This window comes from Corynebacterium sp. KPL2861, assembly GCF_040225475.1.
GTDB lineage: Bacteria > Actinomycetota > Actinomycetes > Mycobacteriales > Mycobacteriaceae > Corynebacterium.
In genome coordinates this window covers 311,956-334,688 of record NZ_JBEHFW010000001.1, presented here as the reverse complement: position 1 = coordinate 334,688, position 22,733 = coordinate 311,956, and the positions used below count along the sequence as shown (strand labels likewise).

Below are 22,733 nucleotides of genomic sequence, written 5' to 3'. Positions count from 1 at the left end.
GCCGTCTTCTGAAATCCGCCGCGTGGACATCCGTTGCCGCGCAACGGTTGGTGAAGTTGGCAACGCCGAGCAGATGAACATCCGCTGGGGCAAGGCCGGCCGCATGCGTTGGAAGGGCGTTCGCCCGACCGTCCGTGGTGTCGTTATGAACCCGGTTGACCACCCACACGGTGGTGGTGAGGGAAAGACCTCCGGTGGTCGCCACCCAGTGTCCCCATGGGGTCACAAGGAGGGTCGCACCCGCAACCCGAACCGTTACTCCAACAACATGATCGTGCGCCGTCGTCGCCCGAACAAGAAGCGCTAAGAGGAGGTAAACAATGCCACGCAGCCTTAAGAAAGGCCCGTTCGTCGATGAGCACCTCCTCAACAAGGTGGATGCTCAAAACGATGCAGGCACCAAGCAGGTCATCAAGACCTGGTCTCGCCGCTCGACCATTCTCCCCGATTTCATCGGACACACCTTCGCCGTCCACGACGGCCGCAAGCATGTGCCGGTCTTTATCGAGGACTCCATGGTCGGCCACAAGTTGGGCGAGTTTGCACCAACCAAGACCTTTAAGGGTCACGTCAAGGATGACAAGAAGGGACGTCGATAAGCGATGAGTGAGACCATCACCTCCGCATCCGCCACGGCCCGCTACGTCCGCGTTACCCCGATGAAGGCACGTCGTGTGCTCGATCTGGTCCGCGGCAAGTCCGTAAGCGAAGCTTTGGCAATCCTGAAGTACGCACCACAGGGTGCTTCCAAGCCAGTTGCAAAGGTCGTTGCTTCCGCAGCCGCTAACGCTGAGAACAACTTCGGCCTCGACCCACGCACCTTGGTCATCTCCGAGGCATACGCCAACGAGGGACCGACCATGCGTCGTTTCCAGCCGCGTGCACAGGGTCGTGCATTCATGATTCGTAAGCGCACCAGCCACATCACCGTGGTTGTCGAAAGCCAGCAGGAAGGGGCCAAGTAATGGGCCAGAAGATCCATCCTCACGGCCTACGTTTGGGCATCACTTCCGACTGGAAGACCCACTGGTTCGCGGATAAGGACTACGCGAACTACGTAGCCGAAGACATCAAGATTCGTAACTACCTCAACAAGGGTCTCGAGCGTGCCGGCATCGCCGACATCGTCATCGAGCGCACCCGTGACCGCGTCCGCGTGGACATTCACACCGCTCGTCCGGGCATCGTGATCGGCCGCCGCGGTGCTGAGGCTGACCGCATCCGCCGCGAGCTGGAAAAGCTCACCGGCAAGATGGTTGCCCTCAACATCCTCGAGGTCAAGCAGGTAGACGCAAACGCAACCCTCGTTGCTCACTCCATCGCGGAGCAGCTGGTTAACCGCGTCGCATTCCGTCGTGCAATGCGCAAGGCTATCCAGTCCGCTATGCGCCAGCCACAGGTTAAGGGCATCAAGATTCTGCTGTCCGGCCGGCTGGGCGGTGCAGAAATGTCCCGCGTCGAGCGCTACCACGAGGGCCGCGTTCCGCTGCACACTCTTCGCGCCGAGATCGACTACGGCACCGCAGAGGCCCACACCACCTTCGGCCGCATCGGCATCAAGGTGTGGATCTACAAGGGCGACGTCGTCGGTGGCGTACGCGAGTCCGAACTGAACGCTCCGGCACAGGGCCGTGGCCGTGGTGACCGCAATGGTCGCTCCCGCCGCGGTGGCCAGCGCCGCCAGCGTGCACAGCAGAAGCAGGAGGGCTAATCCATGCTGATTCCTAAGCGTGTTAAGTACCGCCGTCAGCACCGCCCGAGCCGTCGTGGCGTATCCAAGGGCGGAAACCGCATTAACTTCGGCGATTACGCAATCCAGGCACTGGAGCCTGCGTACATCACCAACCGTCAGATTGAGGCCGCACGTATTGCCATCAACCGCCACGTTAAGCGTGGTGGCAAGGTGTGGATCAACATCTTCCCGGACCGTCCGTTGACCCAGAAGCCGCTCGGTGTTCGTATGGGTTCCGGTAAGGGCCCGGTTGAGAAGTGGGTGGCTAACGTGAAGCCTGGCCGCGTACTTTTCGAGATGAGCTACCCAACTGAGGCTGTTGCAATCGAGGCTCTGCGCCGCGCTGGCCAGAAGCTTCCTTGCAAGGTCCGCATCATCAAGAAGGAGGACCAGTTCTAATGGCAACCGGTACCCCCGCCCACGAGTTCCGTGAGCTCGACAACGCAGAGCTGGAAACCCGTCTGAAGGATGCGAAGGAAGAACTGTTCAACCTTCGTTTCCAGAAGGCCACCGGCCAGCTGACCAACAACCGCCGCATCGGCACGGTTAAGCGCGACATTGCCCGCATCTACACCGTTCTGCGCGAGCGCGAGCTGGGCCTGTCTGTCGCTCCGGGAGCTGAGGCTTAATCATGAGTGAGGCTAACGTGACTGAATCCAAGAAGGGACCAACTCCGAAGAAGGAGAAGGTCAAGGGTGCTCCTAAGGTCCGCACCGGCTACGTCGTCTCGGACAAGATGTCCAAGACCATCGTTGTCGAGTTGGAAGACCGTAAGCAGCACGCTCTGTACGGCAAGATCATGCGCTCTAACAAGAAGGTTAAGGCGCACGATGAGGAAGAAATCGCAGGCGTAGGCGATCTCGTACGTATCGCTGAGACCCGCCCGCTGTCTAAGGACAAGCACTTCCGTCTCGTAAAGATCATCGAGAAGGCTAAGTAAACCCTAGCCAGCGCAGCCCCTGTACCGGACCACATTGTTCGGCGCAGGGGCCTCTCGCTGTTTTAGGGCTCTTAAGGACGGGCCCTTCCATAAAACCAATAGGGCACCCAGGTGACGTCGTCGGTGGGCAAGCCCCAGCCTTTCACCGCGAGGCCGCGGACCTTCTTTGCCAAATCTCCCTCGCCGGAGACCCACACGTACCCTGGCACCGAGTCACCGGCAAAATCTGCTTCCAGCGCGGCAACGACGGAATCCGCCTCCTGGTGCGGCTTGGTGCGAAGGACACGCAGGCTGCGCACGCTGGGCTCCCACCTAGCCGCGAGCCCGGGTTCTACTTCGTCATCGCTAGTGACCACCGCTACAACGTCGGTGGAAGCGAGCTTCGCCGGGTCATGTTCCTCTTGAAAGGCAAGGATGTGCCGCAGGGCAGGCAGGGCAGAGGCATCGGCGACCAATAGCTGCGCAGCCTCTGTCGGCCGCCACATCTCGTTGCAGGTAAAGAATCCCGCTGTATCGCCGGGCTGTGCGCGGAGAATCCACCGCGAACCGGGCCCGGAGTCACCGTGGGTGACTACGTCCACATCAACCGTGGCGTCCTCAGGATGGAGCGCCCGGATGGTGTACCAGCGCAAATCGGGCCGAGTTTCTTCGTCTATAGCGGCCACCGCCGCCCGGATATTGACCCCATCGACGGGGAACGGCGTAAATTCTTGCCCGGATTGCGGCATAACGAGGCCAAAGAATTCATCGGGGCCGGCGAACTGATACGTCCTGAACGCCTCGGAATGAAGCGTCAAGCGGTGCAGCCGCGGCCGGATTTGATCATTGGCGGTTAGGGTAACGGGAATTAATTCGTGTTCAGGCATCGGCGACGATTGTAGGGAAGAGTTCATGCATCCAACATACTCCTACAAAGTTAAGGCTTGCCTAAGCGCTAAACCGAGGTCTAAGATGAGCCACGTCATTTTCCTCCTTTATTGAAAGGGTTTCCCTCATGAAGATTTTCGGGCGCCGCACCATGGGTGTTGTGGCAGTGCTGTCCGCCGGAGCCGTTGCCTTAGCCGGTTGCTCGCGCGGTGAGGGCGATGAAAGTACGCAGTCGACAGACGCTGCCAGTGAGGAGCGCGTGGCTAGCCTGGGCTTGGGGGATGCCGATACGCTGCTTGCCCTGGGTATTACTCCCGTGACGGTGGCGCCGTGGGGCGGTGAGGGCGATAGCGATCCGTCCGGCGTCGGCCCGTGGTCAAAGAAGCTTCTGGGCGATGCAAAACCTGAGGTTATCTACAACACCGCAACGGGCTTTACCGCAGATACCTTCGAGCAGATCACTGCGGCCGACCCCTCCAAGATCATTGCTGTGAACCAGGCTGTGGATGCGCGCACGAAGGAATCCTTGGAAGAGATCGCGCCCACCACCGTCAAGCCGGATGGTTATGAAGACTGGCAGGTACCCTGGGAAGACCAGGTAGAGGCCATCGCGGATGCCGTGGATAAGAAGGACGAAGGCGATAAGCTTATCGCTGATACCGAGAAGGCCTTCGAGGAATTCCACCACGAGCACAACGATTTGCAGGGTAAGTCCGCAGCCATCGTTATGCCATATGACGGCAAGATTGGCCTGTACACCGATGAGGACGGGCGCGGACAGTTCATCGAGGATCTTGGCATGGAGATCCCCGATGAGCTGCAGGGCGATGGCAGCAGCTTCTTCGTCGACATCGCCCCGGAAAACTACGCAAAGCTGAACCAGGTTGATCACCTCTTCGTCCTGGACTACAACGGTTCCGCGGATGCCTTGAAGAAGGATAAGACCTTCCAGGGCCTCGATGTTGTCAAGGATGGGCGCGTGCGCTACCTGGATACGGATACCGGCAACGCCATGAGCATGCCGAACCCGGTGACCATCCCCTGGGCAATAGATAAGTTTGAAGAGAAGCTGTAATTGTCAGCAACCACGAAGGGCGGCCAGAATATTCAGACGGGTTCCGCGGCGGAAAGCCGCACAGCCACACCAGTGATGGCGCGGGGAAAGGGTCGCAAGACGTTCCTTGTTGCCCTCATCCTCGCCAGCCTGGTTCTGGCGGTGGCGTCCTTGGCGCTAGGCTCCCGCTCGATTCCGCCCGATGAGGTCATCGCCGCGCTGCGCGGGGCGGGGGAGCAGGATATCCGCGATATCGTGTGGAACCTGCGCATGCCGCGCACCTTCTTGGCCTATTTCGCCGGCGCGGCTCTTGCCGTCGCCGGTGCCCTGGCGCAATCGTGGACTAGGAACCCGCTGGCGGACCCGGGATTTATTGGCATTACCGCAGGCGCCTCGTTCTTCGTTGCCCTAGGCACGGCCATCGGCATTGCTACCTCCACCGGCATGCGCACCACCCTCGCGCTTGCGGGGGCGGGCATTACCACGCTGCTGGTTTTGGCCGTCTCCCGGCGGTTTCAGGATCCGCTAACGCTCATTTTGGTCGGTGCCGGCGTCTCCGCAGCCTTGGGATCGGGCGCGGTGATAATCGGCCTGTATTCCACGGATGTGCTCGATAGCATGCGGCGGTGGACCATCGGCTCGACCTTTGGGCGCGGCCCAGAAGACGTCGCCATCGCGGGCATTGGCCTGCTCATCGGCCTAGCGTGCGCGGCAATGGCGGCCAGGCCGCTTGATCTTTTGGCGATGGGGGAGGAGTCCTCGCTCGCCTTGGGCGGATCCCCCACTACTGCGCGCGTCGGCGCGGCGCTGAGCGTCGTGGTGCTGGCCGGCAGTGCAACGGCGGCGACGGGGCCCATTGCCTTCGTTGGTTTCGCCATTCCCCACATCGTGCGGCGGGTGGTCGGCCCCAGCGTTGCCACGATGATCCTGCCCTCCGCGCTCTTGGGAGGTTGTGCCGTGCTTGCCGCCGACATCATCGGCCGCCTCATCGTGGGGAACTCGGAGCTGGAGATGTCTATCGTGCTTGCCATAGTGGGCGCGCCCTTCCTCATTTGGGGCGCTCACCGCGGCGTGGGCAGAGCGTGGGGTGATAACGCATGACAACAATAAGCAGTACCCTGCAAGCGCAGCAGCGTCGCAGGTATGTCCGCGTGCTCACCACCACGCTGGTATTTGGCCTTATCGCCCTTGCCGCTTACCTGGTGTTGCTGGGGCAAGGGCCTTTGGAACTGAGCCCGCGGCAGGTCATCGATGTGCTTACCGGCGGCGGCAGCGAGAGCCACATCAGGGTGGTGTGGGACTTGCGTCTGCCGGTCGCCATCGCCACCGTCATCGTGGGCGCCGCCCTCGGCGTGGCCGGCTCATGGACGCAGACCATGGCCCGCAACCCGCTGGCATCGCCAGATATCCTGGGCGTGACCGGCGGCGCATCGGTGCTGGTGGTGCTGGGCACCGTGCATTCGCGCCCCGGTTTCGCAGACGGCATCCCGGACTTCTGGTGGCGGGCATGCTTGGCGATGATTGGCGCCCTCCTCGTTGTCATCCTCCTCGCTGTCTTGGGTGGCATCGGCACGAGCAACCGCATTGTCATCGTCGGCATTGCCTTATCGCTGATGTTTCAGGCCGTCGTGGCGTATTTGATGCGCAGCGCCCAGATCCAGCGCGCGGCAGAGGCGCAAACGTGGCTGGCGGGCTCGACCGGGTTTGTGCGCATGGAGGTCATCGTGCCCTTACTCGTGGCGTTAGCGCCGTTTCTCGCCATAGGCATCTGGTGTGCGCGGGAGCTGCCGCTGCTTGCCCACGATGATTCGTCTGCCATCACCCTGGGCGTAAATATCTCCCGCCAGCGCGCCTTGCTGCTCATCGCGGCAACCGGGATCTGCGCCGTGGTGGTTTCGGTGGTGGGGCCCATTGGGTTTATCGCCCTGCTGGCCCCGCACCTGGCGCGGATGGCGGCGCGCACGCCCACGCCATCGCCGGTGGCATCGGCAGCCGCAGGTGCGGCGCTGTTGACCGTGTGCGCCGTTATCGCCGGCGCGATTCCGGTCAACGCCCCGGTGGGCGCGGTCTCCTCGGTCATCGGCGGCTGCGCTCTGGTGGTCTTGGTGTGGAATGCGGCCCGGCGCAGCTAATCGCTGTGGCGCGCCACAGCGAGGATTGGGCAAACGAGCCACCCAAAAAGTGCTACACACTCGTACGTGGATGAAGGAAAAGATATGACGGATAATCAGCCCACGCGCTCGAAGCGCCGGTGCAGCCTCCAAGCCACCGGCATTCATGCGGGATATAAGGACGGCGAGGATATCCTCGCCGGCGTCGATCTGCATGCACGCGCCGGTGAGGTCACCACGCTCATCGGGCCCAATGGCTGCGGCAAGTCCACGCTGCTCAAGACGCTGTCTAAAATCCTGGCCCCGCGGCAGGGCAGCGTCATGGTCGGGGACGCTGACCTGCATGCGATGAACGCGAAGGAAGCCGCGCAGCAGGTGGCGCTGCTGCCGCAGCACCCCGTGGCCCCTGATGGATTGCGGGTAGGCGAGTTGGTTGCGCGTGGGCGCCACCCCTATCAGGGCAGGATGCGCGGCCTTTCCGCCACGGACCGAGAGATCATCGCCCAGGCCTGCGAGGCCACGGAGATTGTGGACTTCCTCGATCGCGATATCGCTTCCCTATCGGGCGGGCAGCGCCAGCGCGTCTGGCTAGCGCTAGCGTTGGCGCAAGATACGCCGGTGCTGCTTCTCGATGAACCCACGACCTTCCTCGACCCCGCACACGCCATGAGCATGTTGGAGCTGGCTCGCGCACAGGCGCGCGCTGGCAAAACGGTGGTAGTGGTCCTGCACGATCTCATGCTGGCGGGCCACTACTCCGATTCCATGGTGGTGATGAAGGCCGGCGAAATCATTGCTCGCGGGGCCCCGAACCAGGCGCTGGCCCCCAAGGTACTGGCGCAGGCCTATGGCATCGAGGCGGAAGCATGGGACGACCCGCTTGGCGATGCTCCCATTATCGTCCCCCGCCGCGTCCTCCCCAGCGACAGCTAAGCGCTCCCCCGCTAAGCGCGGGGAACGTGTTGCTCAGATCGGTTACTGCCGCGCCAACCGGCGGATATCCAAAACCGAAATAGCGATGATAAAGAGGTTGAGCACGCAGCCCACGCTGAGTAGGAAATTGCCGATGCGGTAGGTTCCTGTGCCGACTGCTGCCATATTGCCGTAGATGTAGATCCAAATTCCCCAGCCCACCAGGAGCACGATGCCGGCGATTCCGGAGAGCAGCTTGAGGCTGCGTGGGGAGGCGGGGGCGAAGAACTTAAAGGCGGCATCGATAAGCGCGCCCGCTGCAAGGACGATGCTTAATCCACCCGAGAGCCACAGTGGGAGCAGGGCTGCGGTGCCAACGACGACGGGGAGGATGAAGGCGAGGAAGGCTAAGAGGAATAACCCCAGGTGTATCCACAGCGTGCGTTTGGTGTAGCTCATAGGGCTGACTCTACTTCCTTGCGCAGTGGGGGATTTGCGCCGGTGCGGGAGACGGTGATGCCGGCCGCAGTAGCGGCAAAGTGGAGGATATCGCGCCACTCTTCGGCGCCAAGTGCTGCGGCCTTGTCCGCATCGAGGCCGCGTTCACCCAGTTGCGTCAAAAGGGCGGCCATGATGGTGTCGCCGGCGCCGATGGTATCGGTGACCTTGACCGCGGCTGCGGGAACATTGAGGGAAGTATCCCCGGCCCTGACGCTAATTCCATCGGCGCCGCGGGTAGTGACCACGATGGGTACCTGGTCGGTGAACTCTTCGCCTAAAAAGTCCACCTCTTCATCCGATAGTTTCAGCACAGAGACGTATGGCAGCAAATCCGCCAAGAATTTCTTATGCGCGTCGGTGGCATAAAAGGGCCGGATATTGGGGTCTAAGGCCACGAGTGTTCCCTGCGCGGCGAAGTCCTTGAGCAGCAGCGCGTAGCGGGAAGCGCCCGGTTCCAAGGCCAAGGAAACGGTGCCGAAGCAGGCGATATCTGCCGGAACTAGTGTGGGTTCAACGAAGCGATCCGCAGTGCCTTCCACATAAAAGTTATAGGAGGCCGTGCCATTATCCGCGATGGTGGTCACCGCCAGGGTGGTCGGTTCTTCGCCGCGCTGCACGTGGGCGGTCTCGACGCCTTCTTTTTCTAAGCGCCGGAATAATTCCTGGCCAAACCCATCGGTAGAAATCCGCGATTGGAACTCCACATCCGCGCCCAAGCGTGCCGCGGCGATGGCCACGTTGAAGGGGCCGCCGCCCAACGCCGGGGTGAGGTCATTCAAGCGGCCGGGGGATACTGGAACCAGGTCCACGAGGCCTTCGCCGCACACATGAATAGTCATAGTTCCATAGTATCGGGGACATGAACCACCGACCGAACTTTCACCTCGCCCCACCACTTGGCCGCCTCAATGACCCCAACGGCCTTTTTGTGGATGACGATATCCTGCACGCGTATTACCAGCATGACCCTGCCTTTCCGCACAAGCCCAAGCGGACTGGCTGGGGTCACGCCACCACGACGGTGTCCGCGCCCACTCCGTGGCGGCATTATCCCGATGCTCTTTATCCTGATCTGCCCTATGACAAGGATGGGTGCTACTCCGGCGGGGCCGTGGTTGACGGTACTGACGTGTGGCTTTTTTATACGGGGAACCTGAAAGAAGACGGGCGCCGCATCCCATCACAGAATCGCGTGCGCGTCATGGACCCCTCTGGGCCGGAAGGCGGGATCTATGTCCGCGATGCCGCGAACCCGCTCATTGCTGATTCCCCGGAGGGATATACCGGCCACTTCCGCGATCCCCATATTTCCCGCGCTGGGGAGGGATGGCGCATGGTCATTGGTGCGCAAACGGAAGACGAACGCGGAACCATCGTGCTGTATTACTCCCAGGATTTAAAGCAGTGGGATTTCCAGGGCGAGCTTGTTTTTGATGATCCCGCGCAGCTTCCCAGTGGCTATATGTGGGAGTGCCCGAACCTGCTGACCTTTGGGGATAAGCACGTGCTCGTTTTCTGCCCACAGGATGAAACGGACCGTTGCGGCTACGTCGTCGGCACCTTGGATGGGCTCAATTTCCACGTTGAGCGCGGCTTTACCCTGTTGGATCACGGCACGCAGTTCTATGCGCCGCAGGCAACCGAGGAAAACATCCTGCTGGGCTGGATGGGCATGCCCGCTCATGATGAAACGCCAACGCAGGGGTGGGTGCACACCTTGACTATTCCGCGGCGGCTGTGGCTGGAGGATAACTACCTGTGCCAAGAACCGCTGTGGTCTGCGCTGCCGGAAACCCACGGCAGGGAGGGCTTTGGCTCGACCATTGATGTAACAGGGGAGGGGGCTTATGCGCTTGTCGATGCCACCGGCAACGAAGTGTTCCGCGTGGTGCAAGGCGGTGGCACCATCTCTTTCAATGGTGGTGAGACCATAGCGTGCCCCGATGGAGAAATGCGGCTGATTGCTGATGGCTGCGCCGTAGAAGTCTTTGCCGGTGGCGGTCGCATTGCTGCGGCATTCGCGGTCTTTGGCGATGCTCCCTGGCAGGCATGGGAGCCGCTGGACTAAGACCCTGCGAAACTAAGATCGACAATTTTTTGCTTTGTGGACATTTGGACTTAAACAGACTTAAATTGGAAGGAGGCAATCACATTCGGTCATTTGATGTGACCTAAATTACAAAGGTTGGTCCATGGAGCATAAAGAGGTCGCCGCCCGCACCCTGAAGGCGTTAGGCGGCGAAGATAATATTATTGCCCTTGCCCACTGCGCCACGCGCTTGCGCATGGTGTTGGATGATTCAGACAAGGTAGACACCGCAGCGCTAGACAACGATCCAGATCTGAAGGGCACCTTTGAAGCCGGTGGCATGTTCCAGGTCATCGTGGGCCCAGGCGATGTCAATATCGTCTTTCAGGAAATGACCAAGTCCATTTCCAAGGACGTTGCCGTATCCACCGACCGCCTAAAGGATATTGCCGCGGAATCAGGAAACTGGTTCTCCCGTGCGGTCAAGGTCTTGGCGGATATTTTTGTTCCGCTAATCCCAATCCTGCTCGGCGGCGGTCTATTGATGGCATTAAATAATGTGCTGACCGCGCCGGGACTATTTGGGGATCAATCCGTCATCGAAATGTATCCCTCGTGGGAAGGATTTGCCGGGCTGGTCAACCTCCTGGCATCCGCCCCCTTTGCCTTCCTTCCTATCCTCGTGGGCTTTACTGCTACTAAACGCTTTGGCGGTAATGAATTCCTGGGCGCGGGCATGGCCATGGCCATGGTCATGCCAGATTTGGTTAGCGGCTATAACGTTGCCGAGGCCATTGACAATGGCGAGATGCCCTACTGGGATATCTTTGGCTTAGACGTTGCCCAAGCCGGCTACCAGGGCTCTATCTTGCCCATTCTGGTTATTGCCTGGATCTTGGCTACGATTGAAAAGTTCCTGCACAAGCACCTCAAGGGCACCGTGGACTTCATGCTCACACCGCTGCTTACCCTGCTGGTGACGGGCTTTATTACCTTTATGGGGCTGGGCCCAATCTTGCGCACCGCCGGTGAGTGGTTGGGCATGGGGCTGGCCAACCTGTATGACTTTGCAGGCCCCGTGGCCGGATTCCTTTTCGGCCTGGTTTATTCGCCAATCGTCATTACCGGCCTCCACCAATCATTCCCGCCCATTGAGACGATGCTGTGGAATGAGGGCGGCTCCTTCATCTTCCCCATCGCTTCGATGGCCAATATTGCCCAGGGTGGTGTGGCCTTGGCCGTGTACTTCCTGGCGCGTTCCGAAAAGCTCAAGGGCTTGGCCGGCGCCTCCGGTATCTCGGCGCTGTTTGGTATTACTGAGCCCGCGATCTTCGGCGTTAACCTGCGCCTGCGTTGGCCGTTTTATATCGGTATGGCGGCATCAGCCATCGCTTCTACATTCATTGCCATTTTCGGCGTGCTTGCGGATGCCCTCGGCGCCGCCGGCTTCATTGGCTTCGTCTCCGTTCCCCGCTTTGTCCCAACCTTCTTGCTGTGTGGTGTCATCTCCTTCGCCGTCGCCTTCATCGGGGCCTACCTGTACGGGCGCGTGCTCATCCATCGCAATGGCACTATTGATCCGGATGAGGTCAATCCTCCCGCCGCACAGGCTTTGGCCGCCGAGGCCGCTGAAGAGTCTGCTGCCAGCGCTTCCGCCGCCGCAGATGCCGCAACAATCTTTTCCCCGCTAGAGGGTAATGCCGTGCCCCTATCCAAAGTTGAGGACCCCATGTTCGCCGGAGGCAAGCTGGGTAAAGGCGTTGCTATCGAACCGACCTTCGGCAAGCTCGTCGCGCCTGCCGATGGCACCATCACCGTGACCTTCCCTTCCCACCACGCCTACGCCCTGCGCGTGGAGGACCCTGCGGTGGGGCCGATCGACATCCTCATGCACATTGGCTTCGATACGGTAAATCTCAAGGGTGAACACTTCACCTCGCATGTCAATAAGGGCGATACCGTCAAGCAAGGCGAGGTCCTGGCTGAATTCGATATCGAAGCCATCAAGGAAGCGGGTCTGCCGGTAACGACGCCAATCGTTGTGTCCAACGCCAAGAAGACTGGCCCCGTTATTCCCACCGCGGCTTTCCGCGAGGGCGAGCTCATCGGTTCTGGGACGGACCTATTTACCGTTGATCCAAAGGCTAGGCAGGAGACTGCGGAGACTTCTACGAAGGAAGCTACGTCTTAAGGGGCTGGGGTTTCTGATACAAGAAAGGCTGGGGATAAACCCAGCCTTTTACTTGTTGGTGTTCATTAGGCGCCGTTGCGCCGTTGCCCAGGCTTTGGGCGGCTGGTGTCACCACGGTGACAATGGCTACGGTATCGATCCCCTAGAAAACCACAAGAGACCGCCAACTCGGTCGCTACCAACACCGGCACGGCTAAGTTTTGCTGTGGGCCAATCGCGTGGGAAATTGCCTTAGGGCGACTCAGGAACACGAGCGCTAACGCACACCGACCTTTTAGCGCAAGAGAATTGAACTATGCGCAGAATCTCCGGCGGGCGGTGAACACGCCGCCAAGCATCATTGCTGCAATGCTGAGGGCTGCTAGGAGCCGAGCGACAGTGTTCGAGCCGGTTTCTGCCGCCATGCCACGCGGAGCCTCAACAGCTGCAGGTGCTTCGGCTTCCACCGGTGTTTCGACGGGGGCCTGCTCAGGAGCTGTTTCCTCGATTGCGCCACTTTGAGCGATTACTTCTTCTTTGTTGTTTTTGATCATTTCTTGGGAGGCGGCTTTCTCTTCTGGAGTAGGCTCCAAGTGAGTCCGAGATTGATCTCTGATGTAGGTAATGCCGTCCTTGGCGAGGTACCACGTCACGCCACCGATTACGAGAACTGCTGCTAAGGCAGCAATTCCAATTCCACTTTGCGCCTGAGCGTTTGCTTCCGGCGTAGGGGCGGTGGGGTGTGACGCCGAAGGTGAGGGCGCCAGCTAACGCAGTGGCGGTCAGAACTTTAGGTATGCGATTCATTTTTGTCCTTAGGGGGCAGTGGAATAGGGAAGAGTCCGTCTGAGAGATAAACGGATCTAAAGATTGACAGGATTCTTTGTGCTGCATTACCGCTGCGCAAAGAAAAATCGTCCGATTATTAAAACCAGGCACAGCTGTCCTAAATAAGGGGTGCTAGGGCGAAAAGTTGCTTCGCATTCGAAGTTTGGAAAGCGCCACCCCCATATGGTTGAATGTATAGGTTGCGAGAGCTGGTCGGTCCGTAGCGGTGCGTTTCCGAATCGCCGGTCCGAGACCCATCGACGCTTTACGGTGTTCGTTGTAAAGGCTCGAGCACAGCAAGTTTGTAGACCGCGTGTGGCAAGGACGGAAATCTTGTCGCACATCAATCCAGGTCAGGAGACCCATAGTGATTCAGCAAGAATCGCGTCTGCGCGTCGCCGACAACTCTGGTGCACGTGAAATTTTGTGCATCCGCGTTCTCGGTGGCTCTGTCCGACGCTCCGCTGGCATCGGCGACGTAATTGTCGCGACCGTCAAGGACGCTGTTCCAGGCGGCAGCGTAAAAGAAGGCGATGTAATTAAGGCAGTTATCGTCCGTGCGAAGAAGGAGACCCGTCGTCCAGACGGTTCCTACATCCGCTTTGACGAGAATGCTGCAGTTATTCTGAAGGGCGATAGCGAACCTCGCGGTACCCGTATCTTCGGCCCGGTTGCTCGTGAACTTCGTGACAAGCGTTTCATGAAGATCGTTTCTCTAGCACCGGAGGTGATCTAATCTTATGAAGATCCATAAGGGAGATATGGTGATTGTCATTTCGGGCCCAGATAAGGGTGCGAAGGGCAAGGTCATCGAGGCATACCCGAAGCGCGAAAAGGTCCTCGTTGAGGGCGTTAACCGCATCAAGAAGCACGTCGCAAACTCCGCTACCGAGCGTGGCGCCGAGTCCGGCGGAATCGTTACCCAAGAAGCCCCGATCCACGTGTCCAACGTTGCGATCGTTGACTCCGAGGGCAACCCGACCCGCGTGGGCTACCGTTTCGACGAGAACGGCAAAAAGGTCCGTATCGCGCGTAGCAACGGGAAGGACATCTAAAAATGAGCGAGAACTACACCCCGCGTCTGAAGACTCGCTACCGCGAGGAAATCCGCAAGAACCTGAACGAAGAGTTCAAGTACGACAACGTCATGCAGATCCCTGGCGTCACCAAGGTCGTCGTCAACATGGGTGTTGGCGAAGCTGCCCGTGACTCCAAGGTCATCAATGGCGCTCTCGAGGACCTGACCGCTATCACCGGTCAGAAGCCACAGCTGCGTCGCGCAAAGAAGTCCATCGCAAACTTCAAGCTGCGCGAAGGCATGCCTATCGGCGCACGCGTTACCCTGCGCGGCGACCGCATGTGGGAGTTCCTGGACCGTCTGCTGACCATCGCGTTGCCACGTATTCGTGACTTCCGCGGTCTGTCTGACCAGCAGTTCGACGGCCACGGTAACTACACCTTCGGTCTGTCTGAGCAGTCCATGTTCTACGAAATCGACATCGACAAGATCGATCGTCCCCGTGGTATGGACATCACCGTCGTTACCAGCGCTACCAACGACGAAGAAGGCCGTAAGCTCCTGCGCGAGCTCGGCTTCCCGTTCAAGTAAATAGAGCGCTAAAAAATCCCAACTCCATGCAAGGAGTTGGGATTTTTTAGTTTTATTGTCATCCTTGGATTCTAGTGGTCGTTTCAACGATGATGGCTGCTTTGGTGTGATACTACCGGTTTGTGTCAGGGATGACTTTGGCTGGGGTGCGCCAGTTGAGTGCTTTGCGTGGCTTGTGGTTGTGAATGTTGGCGATCATCTCTAGGGCCTCGGTGCTGTAGATGGACAGGTCGCTGTTTTGGGAAGGTTTCTCTTGAGACTGCTGTTGGTGTTTTCGTTGCTGCCTCGTTCCCACGGCGATCCTGGATGGCAGAAGTAGATGGGAATACTAGTGGCCATGGTAAAGGCTTAATGGCCAGCCATTTCACTTCCTTGGTCGGGTTGGTCACGCCTTATTAAGTTTTAAAAACATAAGGAATGTCGAAGCTATCATAAGCCCAAGAGCGAATGCATAGTTTGAACCATTCATTAATCCACCAAAAATGGATAGTGCAAACCCGACGATAAATACCCCAGATTCCGATCTTGGGCAAAAATCTCTACGTATAGAGGCGTTGTACAGGGTCATGTATATTACCGCCATAGCAAGAGGAAAAGCCCTTAATTCTCCCCAGAAAAATCCCGCTAGAGAAGTGGATACAAGAATGATTAAAGGAAGTAAAACAGATTTCGATATACGACTAAACAAAGCTAATCACATTTCTCACGGGGGAGCCTTCGTCCATCCATTGGTTATAAATAGCTCAGGTCATCACGGTGATCGGCATAGACCCAATTTCTCTTAGTGGTCAGTCTATTCTATCACTTATTTGGGTCATCACTGCATACGGGCTCAATTTCCACTGACTTTCCCAAGAACCCGTAAACAGTTAGCTAAATTTATTATGCATAGTTTTTCTTTGTTAAAAGGAATGAATCAGGAAGGTAGGTAGATACCCGGCATATTCCATTGAACTATGTTTAACATGCTGAATGCAGCAGTCCAGGTTAGCTTTCAACCTATTCGGGCAGAGATTAAAGGCTTGGTGCGTAAAAACCACTTTAAAACGCAAAATGAGCCCGGCCCGAGCTAGTAATCGACCATGCTCGGGGCTGAGCTCTGCGTTAGGGGTTGATGCTTCTTGGGTTCTAAGGTCGTGGAGCAGTTCCTCGGTGAGAGTTCGTTGCGGTTGGGCGGTCAACGAACCCCGGAGCTTAAGGGCTACTGACTGCCTTTAGACCGCTTTTTCACCAGTACTATGCCGCCGACAATAAAGAGTGCGGCGAGCACGAGAACCCAACCGATATTGGCACCCGTAGAGGCTAGTGCGCCGTTGTGGGAGCTGGAAGAGCCTCCGCCGGATCTGGAGCTTGGACCAGAGCCACTGCCTGCGCCCTTAGCAGTAGTGGACTTGGTGGAGCCGTCCGACTTCCCAGCGCCATTTCCCATGGATGCCTTAGCGCCCGCATTCGATCCAGATGAGTTAGTTGCCTTGGACTTATCGGACCCCGGCTTATTAGTGCCGGTGCTATTCGAGCCGTTATCTGGCTTGGTAGCGCCTGGCTGCTTAACCTTCGAGGAGTCTGCGGGCTTGTTGTTTTCCTTATCTCTTTCTTTGTCGGTGTCCTTTCCACCGGGCTGGGTGGTTGAATCGCCCACGAGGAAGGTCACGGTGTGCCAGTCGGTGAGTTTGTCGCCGTCGTTGTTGACGGTGCGCATGTCCATTTCGTAGCGGCCTGGTTCGGTAAAAATCCAGTGCGCGTGGACATGGAAAGGACCATCCTCAACGCCTTTGATCGTATGGGTGCCGTTGCTATCGGCTAAGGTGCGTGCCGGCGTGTTTAGGGAGGCAGTGTGGCCGGCCCACCATTTTCCGTCCGTAGGCGCCGACTTAGGGCGAACTTCGATCGCGGCGTCACGGTAGTCTTGCCCCACCTTGATCGTGTCCCACCCCGGCCACACAGCGTCGTGGTCCTGTTGCAATGGTAGGTGGTAGATCGTTGAGCCAGTCTTTACCATTCCGGTAAAAGACAGCGTCTTAGCCAGGGAGTCAGCGACCGCCACGCGGCGGGCATCGTGAATGCGCAGCGCTACGTCTTCAGGCACGTTGTGTTGGTCGTCTTCGTTGACATAGAAGCCGAGCTTGTTGTCTACAACCTTTGGCCCGAAGTCGATGTGGCCCTTGGTAATCTCGCGCTTCTTAGACGGTTCTGCGCTGGGAGCAGGTTCCGTTGTCTCTGGGCTTGGTTCCTTCGACGGTGTGGTGCTTTCCGTGCCGTTGGAGTCGCCTTCAGTGGCACTGTCGTTCCCAGTAGTGGGTGGGGCAGCAGATGATGAATCCTCGGTAGCTACCTTGAAGCGCAGAACAGCCTTTTTCGCAGGCTTACCGTCTTTTTCTGCGACCGTGACACCAACTTCATACGTACCGGGTTTGTTGAATGCCCAGTTGAGGTGCATGTGTTCTGCGGTTTCGGTGGTGTAGGAATGCGTGCCATCGCTGCCGGCAAAGCGCTGGTCCAGCCCGGTCTGATCAGCCTGGTATGCCAACCATTCGCCGTCCTTCGGGGCGCTGACGGGGGTGAAGGTAAAGGTGTAATTCTTCTTGGTGTCCTTGTAAGCATCCTCAGTGCTGAGCCCAGGCCACACTACACCGGTGCGCTGTGTCTCTGGCAGGACGTAGGCAGCGCTGCCTTTCTTTCCAAAGTGCGGAATGTCTTTGTTCAAAGTGGACTTGACCTGCTTTGGAACGGTGAAAAAGACATCGGAAGGCTTACGCCAGATTGCACCAATGTGGTACAGGTTCGTCTCGTCCTTGATGCCTAGGTGCAGTTCACCATCTTCGTGGATCGGGGCGATATCTACGTGACCCCGGTGCAGATTGAGCTCCTTGTGCGGGGTGTCTTTATCCTTCGGGTTCTGCGGCTTGGGTGAGGGGATCTTGGGAACAGAAGGCTTCGAGGTCGTGGAAGGCGAGGGATTCTTGGATGGGGCAGAGCCTTCTGATTCTTCCGAATCCTGCGGCTTCTCTGGGGCGTCGGAGTCTTCTGGCTTCTCCGATCCTTCTGGGTCCTGTGAATCCGTGGAGTCAGAAGCCTCAGCGAACGAGACGGTGGTCTCAGCGATCGGCTCATAAGCATCCTTGTGAGTATGGCTAAATAGCGAGGCGCCGGCGGCATCGGAGCGGGAGTCAGGAACGATGCGCAGCATGAGTTGGTATCCGGGTTGCTTACAACTGTCGATGAGTTGCCTGCTCGTTCTTTGCCCCGGCCCGGAAGTAAAGCCGATTTCGCAATCTGCAATAGCGTTCTGCGGCAGGCTGGTCATCGGTTCGCCATCTACTTTGTAGAAGCCGCCGGTAACGCGCACCGTGGTGCGGTCATCCTCGGGAGCTACGGTGATGTCGATATTACGGTCGCCCTCGCCGTACACTTTACTGGTGGAAACGGTGACATCAGAGCTCGTGATCTCAAGGGGATCGGTCTCAAACGGCTCTATCTCTTCCATCTCTGGGGTAGGAAGCTCGCCGCTTTTCGTTGTATAAGCTTCGGCATCTTCATCGTCCTTTTCCCCATCGGTGCTGGTCCAGAACTTTACGGGTTCGGATACCCAGCGAGGGCTTGGGGAATCATTGTCGGGAATAAAGATGGCTTGGAAGTTGGATTCTTCATCACCAATCATTTCATCCCACGAAGCCTTACCGCCTTCTACCTTGCGCTCGGCAAGGTAGTGGCCGTTGATGGTGAATACGGCGCGGCCGGAGTCTTTGGCATTGCCGGTATCGAGGGAGAGCGTGGTGAGGATGCCTTGCTTCGCGCCCTTTGTATCGGCCTTGGAGGGAGCCATCTTAAATATAGGAGCGTTGGACTCGGCCCCTTCGGAGCCTGAGTATTCAGACTTGGCGTCATTAAAGGCGGTATCAAGGTCGGTGATCGTGCGCTCGGCGGGGTTGGTTCCGCCTACCTGCCAGACCAAGGTTTGTGGCTCGGAGTGGATGAAAGTGCCATCCTTCTTTTGAGCCGAAGCGCGGTAGGTTACTTCGTAGTGGCCAGGACGGGTAAACGTCGTGGCGTTATGCGTGTGCGTGCCTGCATTGACCCAGGTGGTACGGAATCCCGGGTCGTGGGAGGACCAGAGGCGGTTCAGAGGATAGTTCTCGTCGCTGTAGGTAAACAGCTCCATGCGGCCGGGGCCCTTAAAATCAACGATTTCCATGTTGAAGGATTTATCGCAGAATTGATCGGTGGGAAGATCTGCGGCGGCACCGAACCCAGCCCAGATGGGCATGGTGTTTTTCGGGAAGCCTACTGCGGGGCCGCCGTAGTACATGAGCTGGTTTTTCTCGGCATTGAGAAACTCGAAGCGCGGGTCATCGGGAACGCGCCAGGCATAGGCTCCTAGGCCGCCATCGACGCGGCCGTGGCTGACCCAGTTGATCGTGTCCTCGATGGGGACTAGGCCCGCACTATTGGACATGAGTTTGAAGTTTCCGTCCTTCCACACCGCGTGCGGGGAATCTACGTGCGTTTGGGTGCGGACAAGTGGGGCGTCCTCAGCGAGGGCGAAGGGAGCGTGGAATAACGCGAGCGCCAAGGCCACGACTATGGTGGCAAGGCGCGGTAGTGAGGTGCGCAACGGCATAAGGTTCTCCCAAGGTTAGGTGCAGTGAACTTTTATATAGGTTGCGACGAATACTATACTATTGCAAACCGTTATCGTTAGCGTTGTTGAAAATAGTGAACCTTTGCCCGCGAGCTGGGAAAGAAGATATAGAAAGTCCCTACCTCCGGTTGCGGAAGCGGGGACTGTGTAAAGCTGAGGTAAAGGAGCGGATAAGCGGAAGGCGGGCGAGTGACCGCAGTGCTGCTGAGCGGTTAAGATTTGTCGTCTGCGGTGTGGGTGGTGCCCTCGAATTGCCATCCCACGACGGCATTGCGAACGGCTGCCTTGAGGGGGTTAGCGGGTTGAATGCAGCTAATGGTCAGCAGCCTGCCTGGTATCGCCTCGTCTCCCCATACGCTTGAGTCCCCGGCTAGGCCTTGTTTATCGGGATCGTGAAGATCGGTTGTGGTGTAGGTGAGCCAGTTCTGGTCGGAATTCTTGGTGCGTATGTACAGCTTGTCGCCGATGCTGACCTTGTGCTCGTTGGCAGCGCCATCGTAAAGCTTATTGAATACGGCAGGCACGCCGGCGCCGGTGTGCCCAGCGATAACGACGATATCGTCGGCATTTGTTCCCGGCAGGGAGTAGGGGCGGTCATCGGCAGTATAAGTGCAAGCCTTATCCATGGTGTCAGGGTTTATGGCGCCATCGACTACGCGGCACGTGCCATCCTCAAATTGCGCATGGACGTCGATGGCAGGGATATACATGTCTAGTGCCGCCGACGGTTCGATTACGGGAGATGTTTCTCCAAGGGTCTCGTTGGTTTCTAACCCTTTGGGTGGGCTTATGCTTTGCTCGGTCGTATTGATGCTGCGATCGATCGTGCTGATGACGAGGATCGTTGCAACGATGCCGGCTGAGCCTCGAAGAACTCCGGAGGACGCCCATGCGCCTTTAAAGCGATCCCAAGGGGAAGAAGGGGCTTTTCGGTGCCTTGGAGCTGAGGTCTCTTTTATCCTGCGATTCGGGTAACGGCTTTGGATGTGACGCGCGTGATGCTCTGCTTTCCGCCAATCGCGCTCTGTGGAATGGTGCCGGCCAGAGCCACCTTTGGGCCGGGGATTTTTATCAGCACCGCTAGAAGCATGGCCTGGAGTGCTGTGATTTAAGGATGTAGTGTGGCGCGGTTGCGCTGCGGATAAGTGAGATCCCTTCCTCCGTGGGTGGTCTTGGTGCTCCACTGTGACCTCCGAGGAAACTAGGGACAATAGGGGTGGGTGTGAACCCAGCTTAGAGTAATAATTTTCTTTTCCGGCTTATCGAGGCAGCGGTTGCGCTAACCGCTACGATAATCCGTGGTTCTCTTGTCCGTATAAGTAAAGCTAAATAAGGAAAATAAGAAACGGTGTCTCTCAACGAAGCTGCCAAGGGCGCATCCCTGAAAAAGGCCGCCCTGCTCGATCAATCATTTGCACGATTTTCTGTCCGCGCAATCCTCGCCGGTGTCTACTTGTGCATCGGTACCGTGTTTGCCGGCGTCGTAGGCCAAGCGGTAGAAGGCGTTGCCCCGGGCTTGGGGTCTGTGGCATTTGCCCTGTTCTTCGGCTTGGGCCTATTTGCCATCGTTATCCTCGGCGCGGAGCTGGCCACGGGCAATATGATGTACATGGTTTATGGGGCAATGCAAAAGCACCTGTCCTGGGGCAAGGCCTTCTACGTACTGCTTATTACCACGATCTTTAACCTAGTCGGCGCCATCATCTTTGCCGCCGTCATCGGCATGTCCGCCAAGCTCGCGAATATGGATCCCTCGCACCTTCTGGTCACCATCTCTGAAGGCAAGCTGACCAAATCCCCGCAGGGAATGCTCGTAGAGGGCATGGCCGCAAACTTCGTGGTCAATATGGGCATCGTTGGCGCGGTCTTTGCCAAGGACGTTGTGTCGAAGTTCTTTGTTATCGTCCCGATCATCGGTATCTTCGTGGGCCTGGGTTTGGAGCACGTAATTGCCAATTTCTGCCTCTTTGCGCTTACCTTCTTCGGCAGCGATCCACTGCCGGCCGCACTGACAATTGGCAATGTTGCTCTCAACTGGACGCTGGTGTGGATAGGCAACTTCATCGGCGGCGGCCTGCTCATCGGTGGCGTGTACGCCTGGCTCAATAATGGGCCGGAAGACTACCGCGACTAGGCCAGCGTGCCCGAATAAAGATTAAAACGATCGGCGCGGGCAAAGCCCACCAGTGCCATGCCGGTCTCGCGCGCGGTCTCTACGGCAAGGGAGGAAGCGGCGCTGACGGCAACGAGCATGCCAAAACCTGCCATGGCGGCTTTTTGGACCAGCTCGAAACTGGCGCGCGAGCTCATGACCAAAATGAGGTCATCGGCGGGCAGGCGCTCTTCCATGAGCAGGTGCCCAATGACCTTATCGGCGGCGTTGTGCCTGCCGATGTCCTCCCGGATGACCACCGGCTCACCCTCGAGGGTAAACGCGCCGGCGGCGTGGATTCCGCCGGTTTTGCGGAATTCCTTTTGGGCGGCGCGCAGCTTCTCCGGCAGCTGGACCACCAGCTGTGGGTCCACGGGGATCTGGGGAATGGGGTAGCGCGACTTCTTTGCCAGCGCCTCAATAGACGAGGTGCCGCATACCCCGCAGGCGGACGTCGTCGTGGTCAAGCGGAGATCGCTTAAGTCCAACGGCGTATTCTTCACCAAGTCTATGTCCAGCAGGTTATAGGTATTCATGCCCTCGACGGTGGCACCGGCGCAGTAGCGGGCAGTGGTGACATCGGAAAGCGCGGCGATATGCCCCTCGGAGTGGAGGAAACCGTGCGCCAATTCGATGTCGTGGCCCGGGGTGCGCATGGTGGTGGTGATGGTCTGCCCGCCTACGCGAATCTCAAGCGGCTCCTCGCCGGCGACGGTATCGGCGCGGGTATCTACCTGCGCGTGCTCGCCCAGACGGACCTTCGTGACAGCAAACGTGGCATTCTTACGTCCAGCCATTACTTCAGCGCCTCCTTGAGGGTTTCGATATTTACCTTGGCTTCTGCCGTGCTTGCCGATGCCAACCCCACCACGAACGCCGTCAACGGTGCTGCCGGCCGCAATTGGGTATGGGCCACGTCCTTGGTTAAATCCAGCAGTTCCCGGGTCAGCGCCGTGGCCTCGTGGGGCTCGAGGTTTAATAGCCGCGCGGCCTCTTCAAGCCATTGGTGGGCGGTGCGGATCGGATCTTCGTTCTCGGTACTCATCTCAACTACTCCTCAACTATGTGGCGCTGTATCCGACTGTAATGAATACAGGGGATTTATTTGGAAAACCGCAGGATATGGCGTAAAGTGTTCCCGCGTGCCTGCGCTACAACCGGTGGACGCGCAAAGCCCTGCGGGTTTTGC

24 protein-coding genes and 1 pseudogene are annotated in these 22,733 nt (G+C 58.3%); 17 read left to right on the top strand and 8 right to left on the bottom strand.

What is annotated here, in order from left to right; translation table 11 throughout:
• From ABRP84_RS01585 to rpsQ, 7 genes and pseudogenes are all read left to right on the top strand, one after another.
• A pseudogene (locus ABRP84_RS01585) lies at positions 1-307 on the top strand (50S ribosomal protein L2); the annotation flags it as partial.
• Between the two features lie 13 nt (positions 308-320).
• Complete coding sequence (gene rpsS, locus ABRP84_RS01580; protein WP_005276936.1) at positions 321-599, top strand: 30S ribosomal protein S19; 279 nt, start codon at positions 321-323, stop codon at positions 597-599.
• Between the two features lie 3 nt (positions 600-602).
• On the top strand, positions 603-965 hold the full coding sequence (gene rplV, locus ABRP84_RS01575) for a 50S ribosomal protein L22 (RefSeq protein WP_005276938.1): 363 nt from the start codon (positions 603-605) through the stop codon (positions 963-965).
• A complete protein-coding gene (gene rpsC, locus ABRP84_RS01570; protein WP_005276941.1) occupies positions 965-1,711 on the top strand; it encodes a 30S ribosomal protein S3 in 747 nt (248 codons plus the stop codon). The genes rplV and rpsC overlap by 1 nt, the downstream gene beginning before the upstream one ends.
• 3 nt (positions 1,712-1,714) lie before the next feature.
• Complete coding sequence (gene rplP, locus ABRP84_RS01565) at positions 1,715-2,131, top strand: 50S ribosomal protein L16 (RefSeq protein ID WP_005276943.1); 417 nt, start codon at positions 1,715-1,717, stop codon at positions 2,129-2,131.
• Positions 2,131-2,361 (top strand): 50S ribosomal protein L29, encoded by a 231-nt coding sequence (rpmC, locus tag ABRP84_RS01560; protein WP_005276944.1) that lies wholly within the window; start codon positions 2,131-2,133, stop codon positions 2,359-2,361. Before rplP ends, rpmC begins: the two co-directional genes overlap by 1 nt.
• Before the next feature lie 2 nt (positions 2,362-2,363).
• On the top strand, positions 2,364-2,672 hold the full coding sequence (rpsQ, locus tag ABRP84_RS01555; RefSeq protein WP_349852321.1) for a 30S ribosomal protein S17: 309 nt from the start codon (positions 2,364-2,366) through the stop codon (positions 2,670-2,672).
• A gap of 71 nt (positions 2,673-2,743) precedes the next feature.
• On the opposite strand, the gene ABRP84_RS01550 is transcribed toward rpsQ, so the two are convergent.
• Positions 2,744-3,565: a siderophore-interacting protein gene (locus ABRP84_RS01550; RefSeq protein ID WP_349852319.1), complete on the bottom strand. Its 822-nt coding sequence runs from the start codon at positions 3,563-3,565 to the stop codon at positions 2,744-2,746.
• Positions 3,566-3,666: 101 nt separating this feature from the next.
• Here ABRP84_RS01550 and ABRP84_RS01545 point away from each other — a divergent pair, with 101 nt between their 5' ends.
• The 4 genes from ABRP84_RS01545 (at position 3,667) to ABRP84_RS01530 (ending at position 7,637) form a co-directional block, all read left to right on the top strand.
• Positions 3,667-4,614 (top strand): ABC transporter substrate-binding protein, encoded by a 948-nt coding sequence (locus ABRP84_RS01545; protein WP_349852317.1) that lies wholly within the window; start codon positions 3,667-3,669, stop codon positions 4,612-4,614.
• The gene (locus tag ABRP84_RS01540) at positions 4,615-5,694 is read left to right on the top strand and encodes a FecCD family ABC transporter permease (RefSeq protein ID WP_349852315.1); all 1,080 of its coding nucleotides are present in this window, start codon (positions 4,615-4,617) and stop codon (positions 5,692-5,694) included.
• Entirely contained in the window at positions 5,691-6,725 is a 1,035-nt protein-coding gene (locus tag ABRP84_RS01535; RefSeq protein WP_349852313.1) for a FecCD family ABC transporter permease, read from the top strand. Before ABRP84_RS01540 ends, ABRP84_RS01535 begins: the two co-directional genes overlap by 4 nt.
• Positions 6,726-6,809: 84 nt before the next feature.
• On the top strand, positions 6,810-7,637 hold the full coding sequence (locus tag ABRP84_RS01530) for an ABC transporter ATP-binding protein (protein WP_349852342.1): 828 nt from the start codon (positions 6,810-6,812) through the stop codon (positions 7,635-7,637).
• A gap of 42 nt (positions 7,638-7,679) precedes the next feature.
• On the opposite strand, the gene ABRP84_RS01525 is transcribed toward ABRP84_RS01530, so the two are convergent.
• Together ABRP84_RS01525 and ABRP84_RS01520 are read right to left on the bottom strand one after the other, a co-directional pair.
• A complete protein-coding gene (locus ABRP84_RS01525; RefSeq protein ID WP_126318278.1) occupies positions 7,680-8,075 on the bottom strand; it encodes a multidrug transporter in 396 nt (131 codons plus the stop codon).
• Positions 8,072-8,956 carry a carbohydrate kinase family protein gene (locus ABRP84_RS01520; RefSeq protein ID WP_349852311.1) on the bottom strand — a complete coding sequence of 295 codons (885 nt, stop codon included), beginning with the start codon at positions 8,954-8,956 and terminating at the stop codon, positions 8,072-8,074. Before ABRP84_RS01520 ends, ABRP84_RS01525 begins: the two co-directional genes overlap by 4 nt.
• A gap of 20 nt (positions 8,957-8,976) precedes the next feature.
• On the opposite strand from ABRP84_RS01520, the gene ABRP84_RS01515 reads away from it, so the two are divergent.
• Complete coding sequence (locus ABRP84_RS01515; protein ID WP_349852309.1) at positions 8,977-10,185, top strand: glycoside hydrolase family 32 protein; 1,209 nt, start codon at positions 8,977-8,979, stop codon at positions 10,183-10,185.
• A gap of 124 nt (positions 10,186-10,309) precedes the next feature.
• The gene (locus tag ABRP84_RS01510) at positions 10,310-12,337 is read left to right on the top strand and encodes a sucrose-specific PTS transporter subunit IIBC (RefSeq protein WP_349852307.1); all 2,028 of its coding nucleotides are present in this window, start codon (positions 10,310-10,312) and stop codon (positions 12,335-12,337) included.
• Between the two features lie 293 nt (positions 12,338-12,630).
• On the opposite strand, the gene ABRP84_RS01505 is transcribed toward ABRP84_RS01510, so the two are convergent.
• On the bottom strand, positions 12,631-12,969 hold the full coding sequence (locus ABRP84_RS01505; protein WP_023025192.1) for a hypothetical protein: 339 nt from the start codon (positions 12,967-12,969) through the stop codon (positions 12,631-12,633).
• A gap of 542 nt (positions 12,970-13,511) precedes the next feature.
• Here ABRP84_RS01505 and rplN point away from each other — a divergent pair.
• From rplN to rplE, 3 genes are read left to right on the top strand one after another with little or no spacing between them, the layout of a single operon-like run.
• Positions 13,512-13,880 (top strand): 50S ribosomal protein L14, encoded by a 369-nt coding sequence (rplN, locus tag ABRP84_RS01500; RefSeq protein WP_023025193.1) that lies wholly within the window; start codon positions 13,512-13,514, stop codon positions 13,878-13,880.
• 4 nt (positions 13,881-13,884) lie between these two features.
• Complete coding sequence (gene rplX / locus ABRP84_RS01495; RefSeq protein WP_005276967.1) at positions 13,885-14,199, top strand: 50S ribosomal protein L24; 315 nt, start codon at positions 13,885-13,887, stop codon at positions 14,197-14,199.
• Positions 14,200-14,201: 2 nt separating this feature from the next.
• Entirely contained in the window at positions 14,202-14,753 is a 552-nt protein-coding gene (gene rplE / locus ABRP84_RS01490; RefSeq protein WP_023025194.1) for a 50S ribosomal protein L5, read from the top strand.
• 1,201 nt (positions 14,754-15,954) lie between these two features.
• Here the strand turns inward: rplE and ABRP84_RS01485 are convergent.
• Positions 15,955-19,371: a choice-of-anchor M domain-containing protein gene (locus ABRP84_RS01485; protein WP_349852304.1), complete on the bottom strand. Its 3,417-nt coding sequence runs from the start codon at positions 19,369-19,371 to the stop codon at positions 15,955-15,957.
• A gap of 233 nt (positions 19,372-19,604) precedes the next feature.
• Positions 19,605-20,102: a sortase gene (locus tag ABRP84_RS01480; protein ID WP_349852302.1), complete on the bottom strand. Its 498-nt coding sequence runs from the start codon at positions 20,100-20,102 to the stop codon at positions 19,605-19,607.
• Between the two features lie 638 nt (positions 20,103-20,740).
• On the opposite strand from ABRP84_RS01480, the gene ABRP84_RS01475 reads away from it, so the two are divergent.
• On the top strand, positions 20,741-21,526 hold the full coding sequence (locus ABRP84_RS01475) for a formate/nitrite transporter family protein (RefSeq protein WP_349852300.1): 786 nt from the start codon (positions 20,741-20,743) through the stop codon (positions 21,524-21,526).
• Here ABRP84_RS01475 and fdhD read toward each other — a convergent pair.
• A complete protein-coding gene (gene fdhD, locus ABRP84_RS01470; protein WP_349852298.1) occupies positions 21,523-22,341 on the bottom strand; it encodes a formate dehydrogenase accessory sulfurtransferase FdhD in 819 nt (272 codons plus the stop codon). The two genes, ABRP84_RS01475 and fdhD, sit on opposite strands and share 4 nt — an antisense overlap.
• Positions 22,341-22,589 (bottom strand): DUF6457 domain-containing protein, encoded by a 249-nt coding sequence (locus tag ABRP84_RS01465; RefSeq protein WP_349852296.1) that lies wholly within the window; start codon positions 22,587-22,589, stop codon positions 22,341-22,343. Before ABRP84_RS01465 ends, fdhD begins: the two co-directional genes overlap by 1 nt.
• Positions 22,590-22,733: the final 144 nt, after the last annotated feature.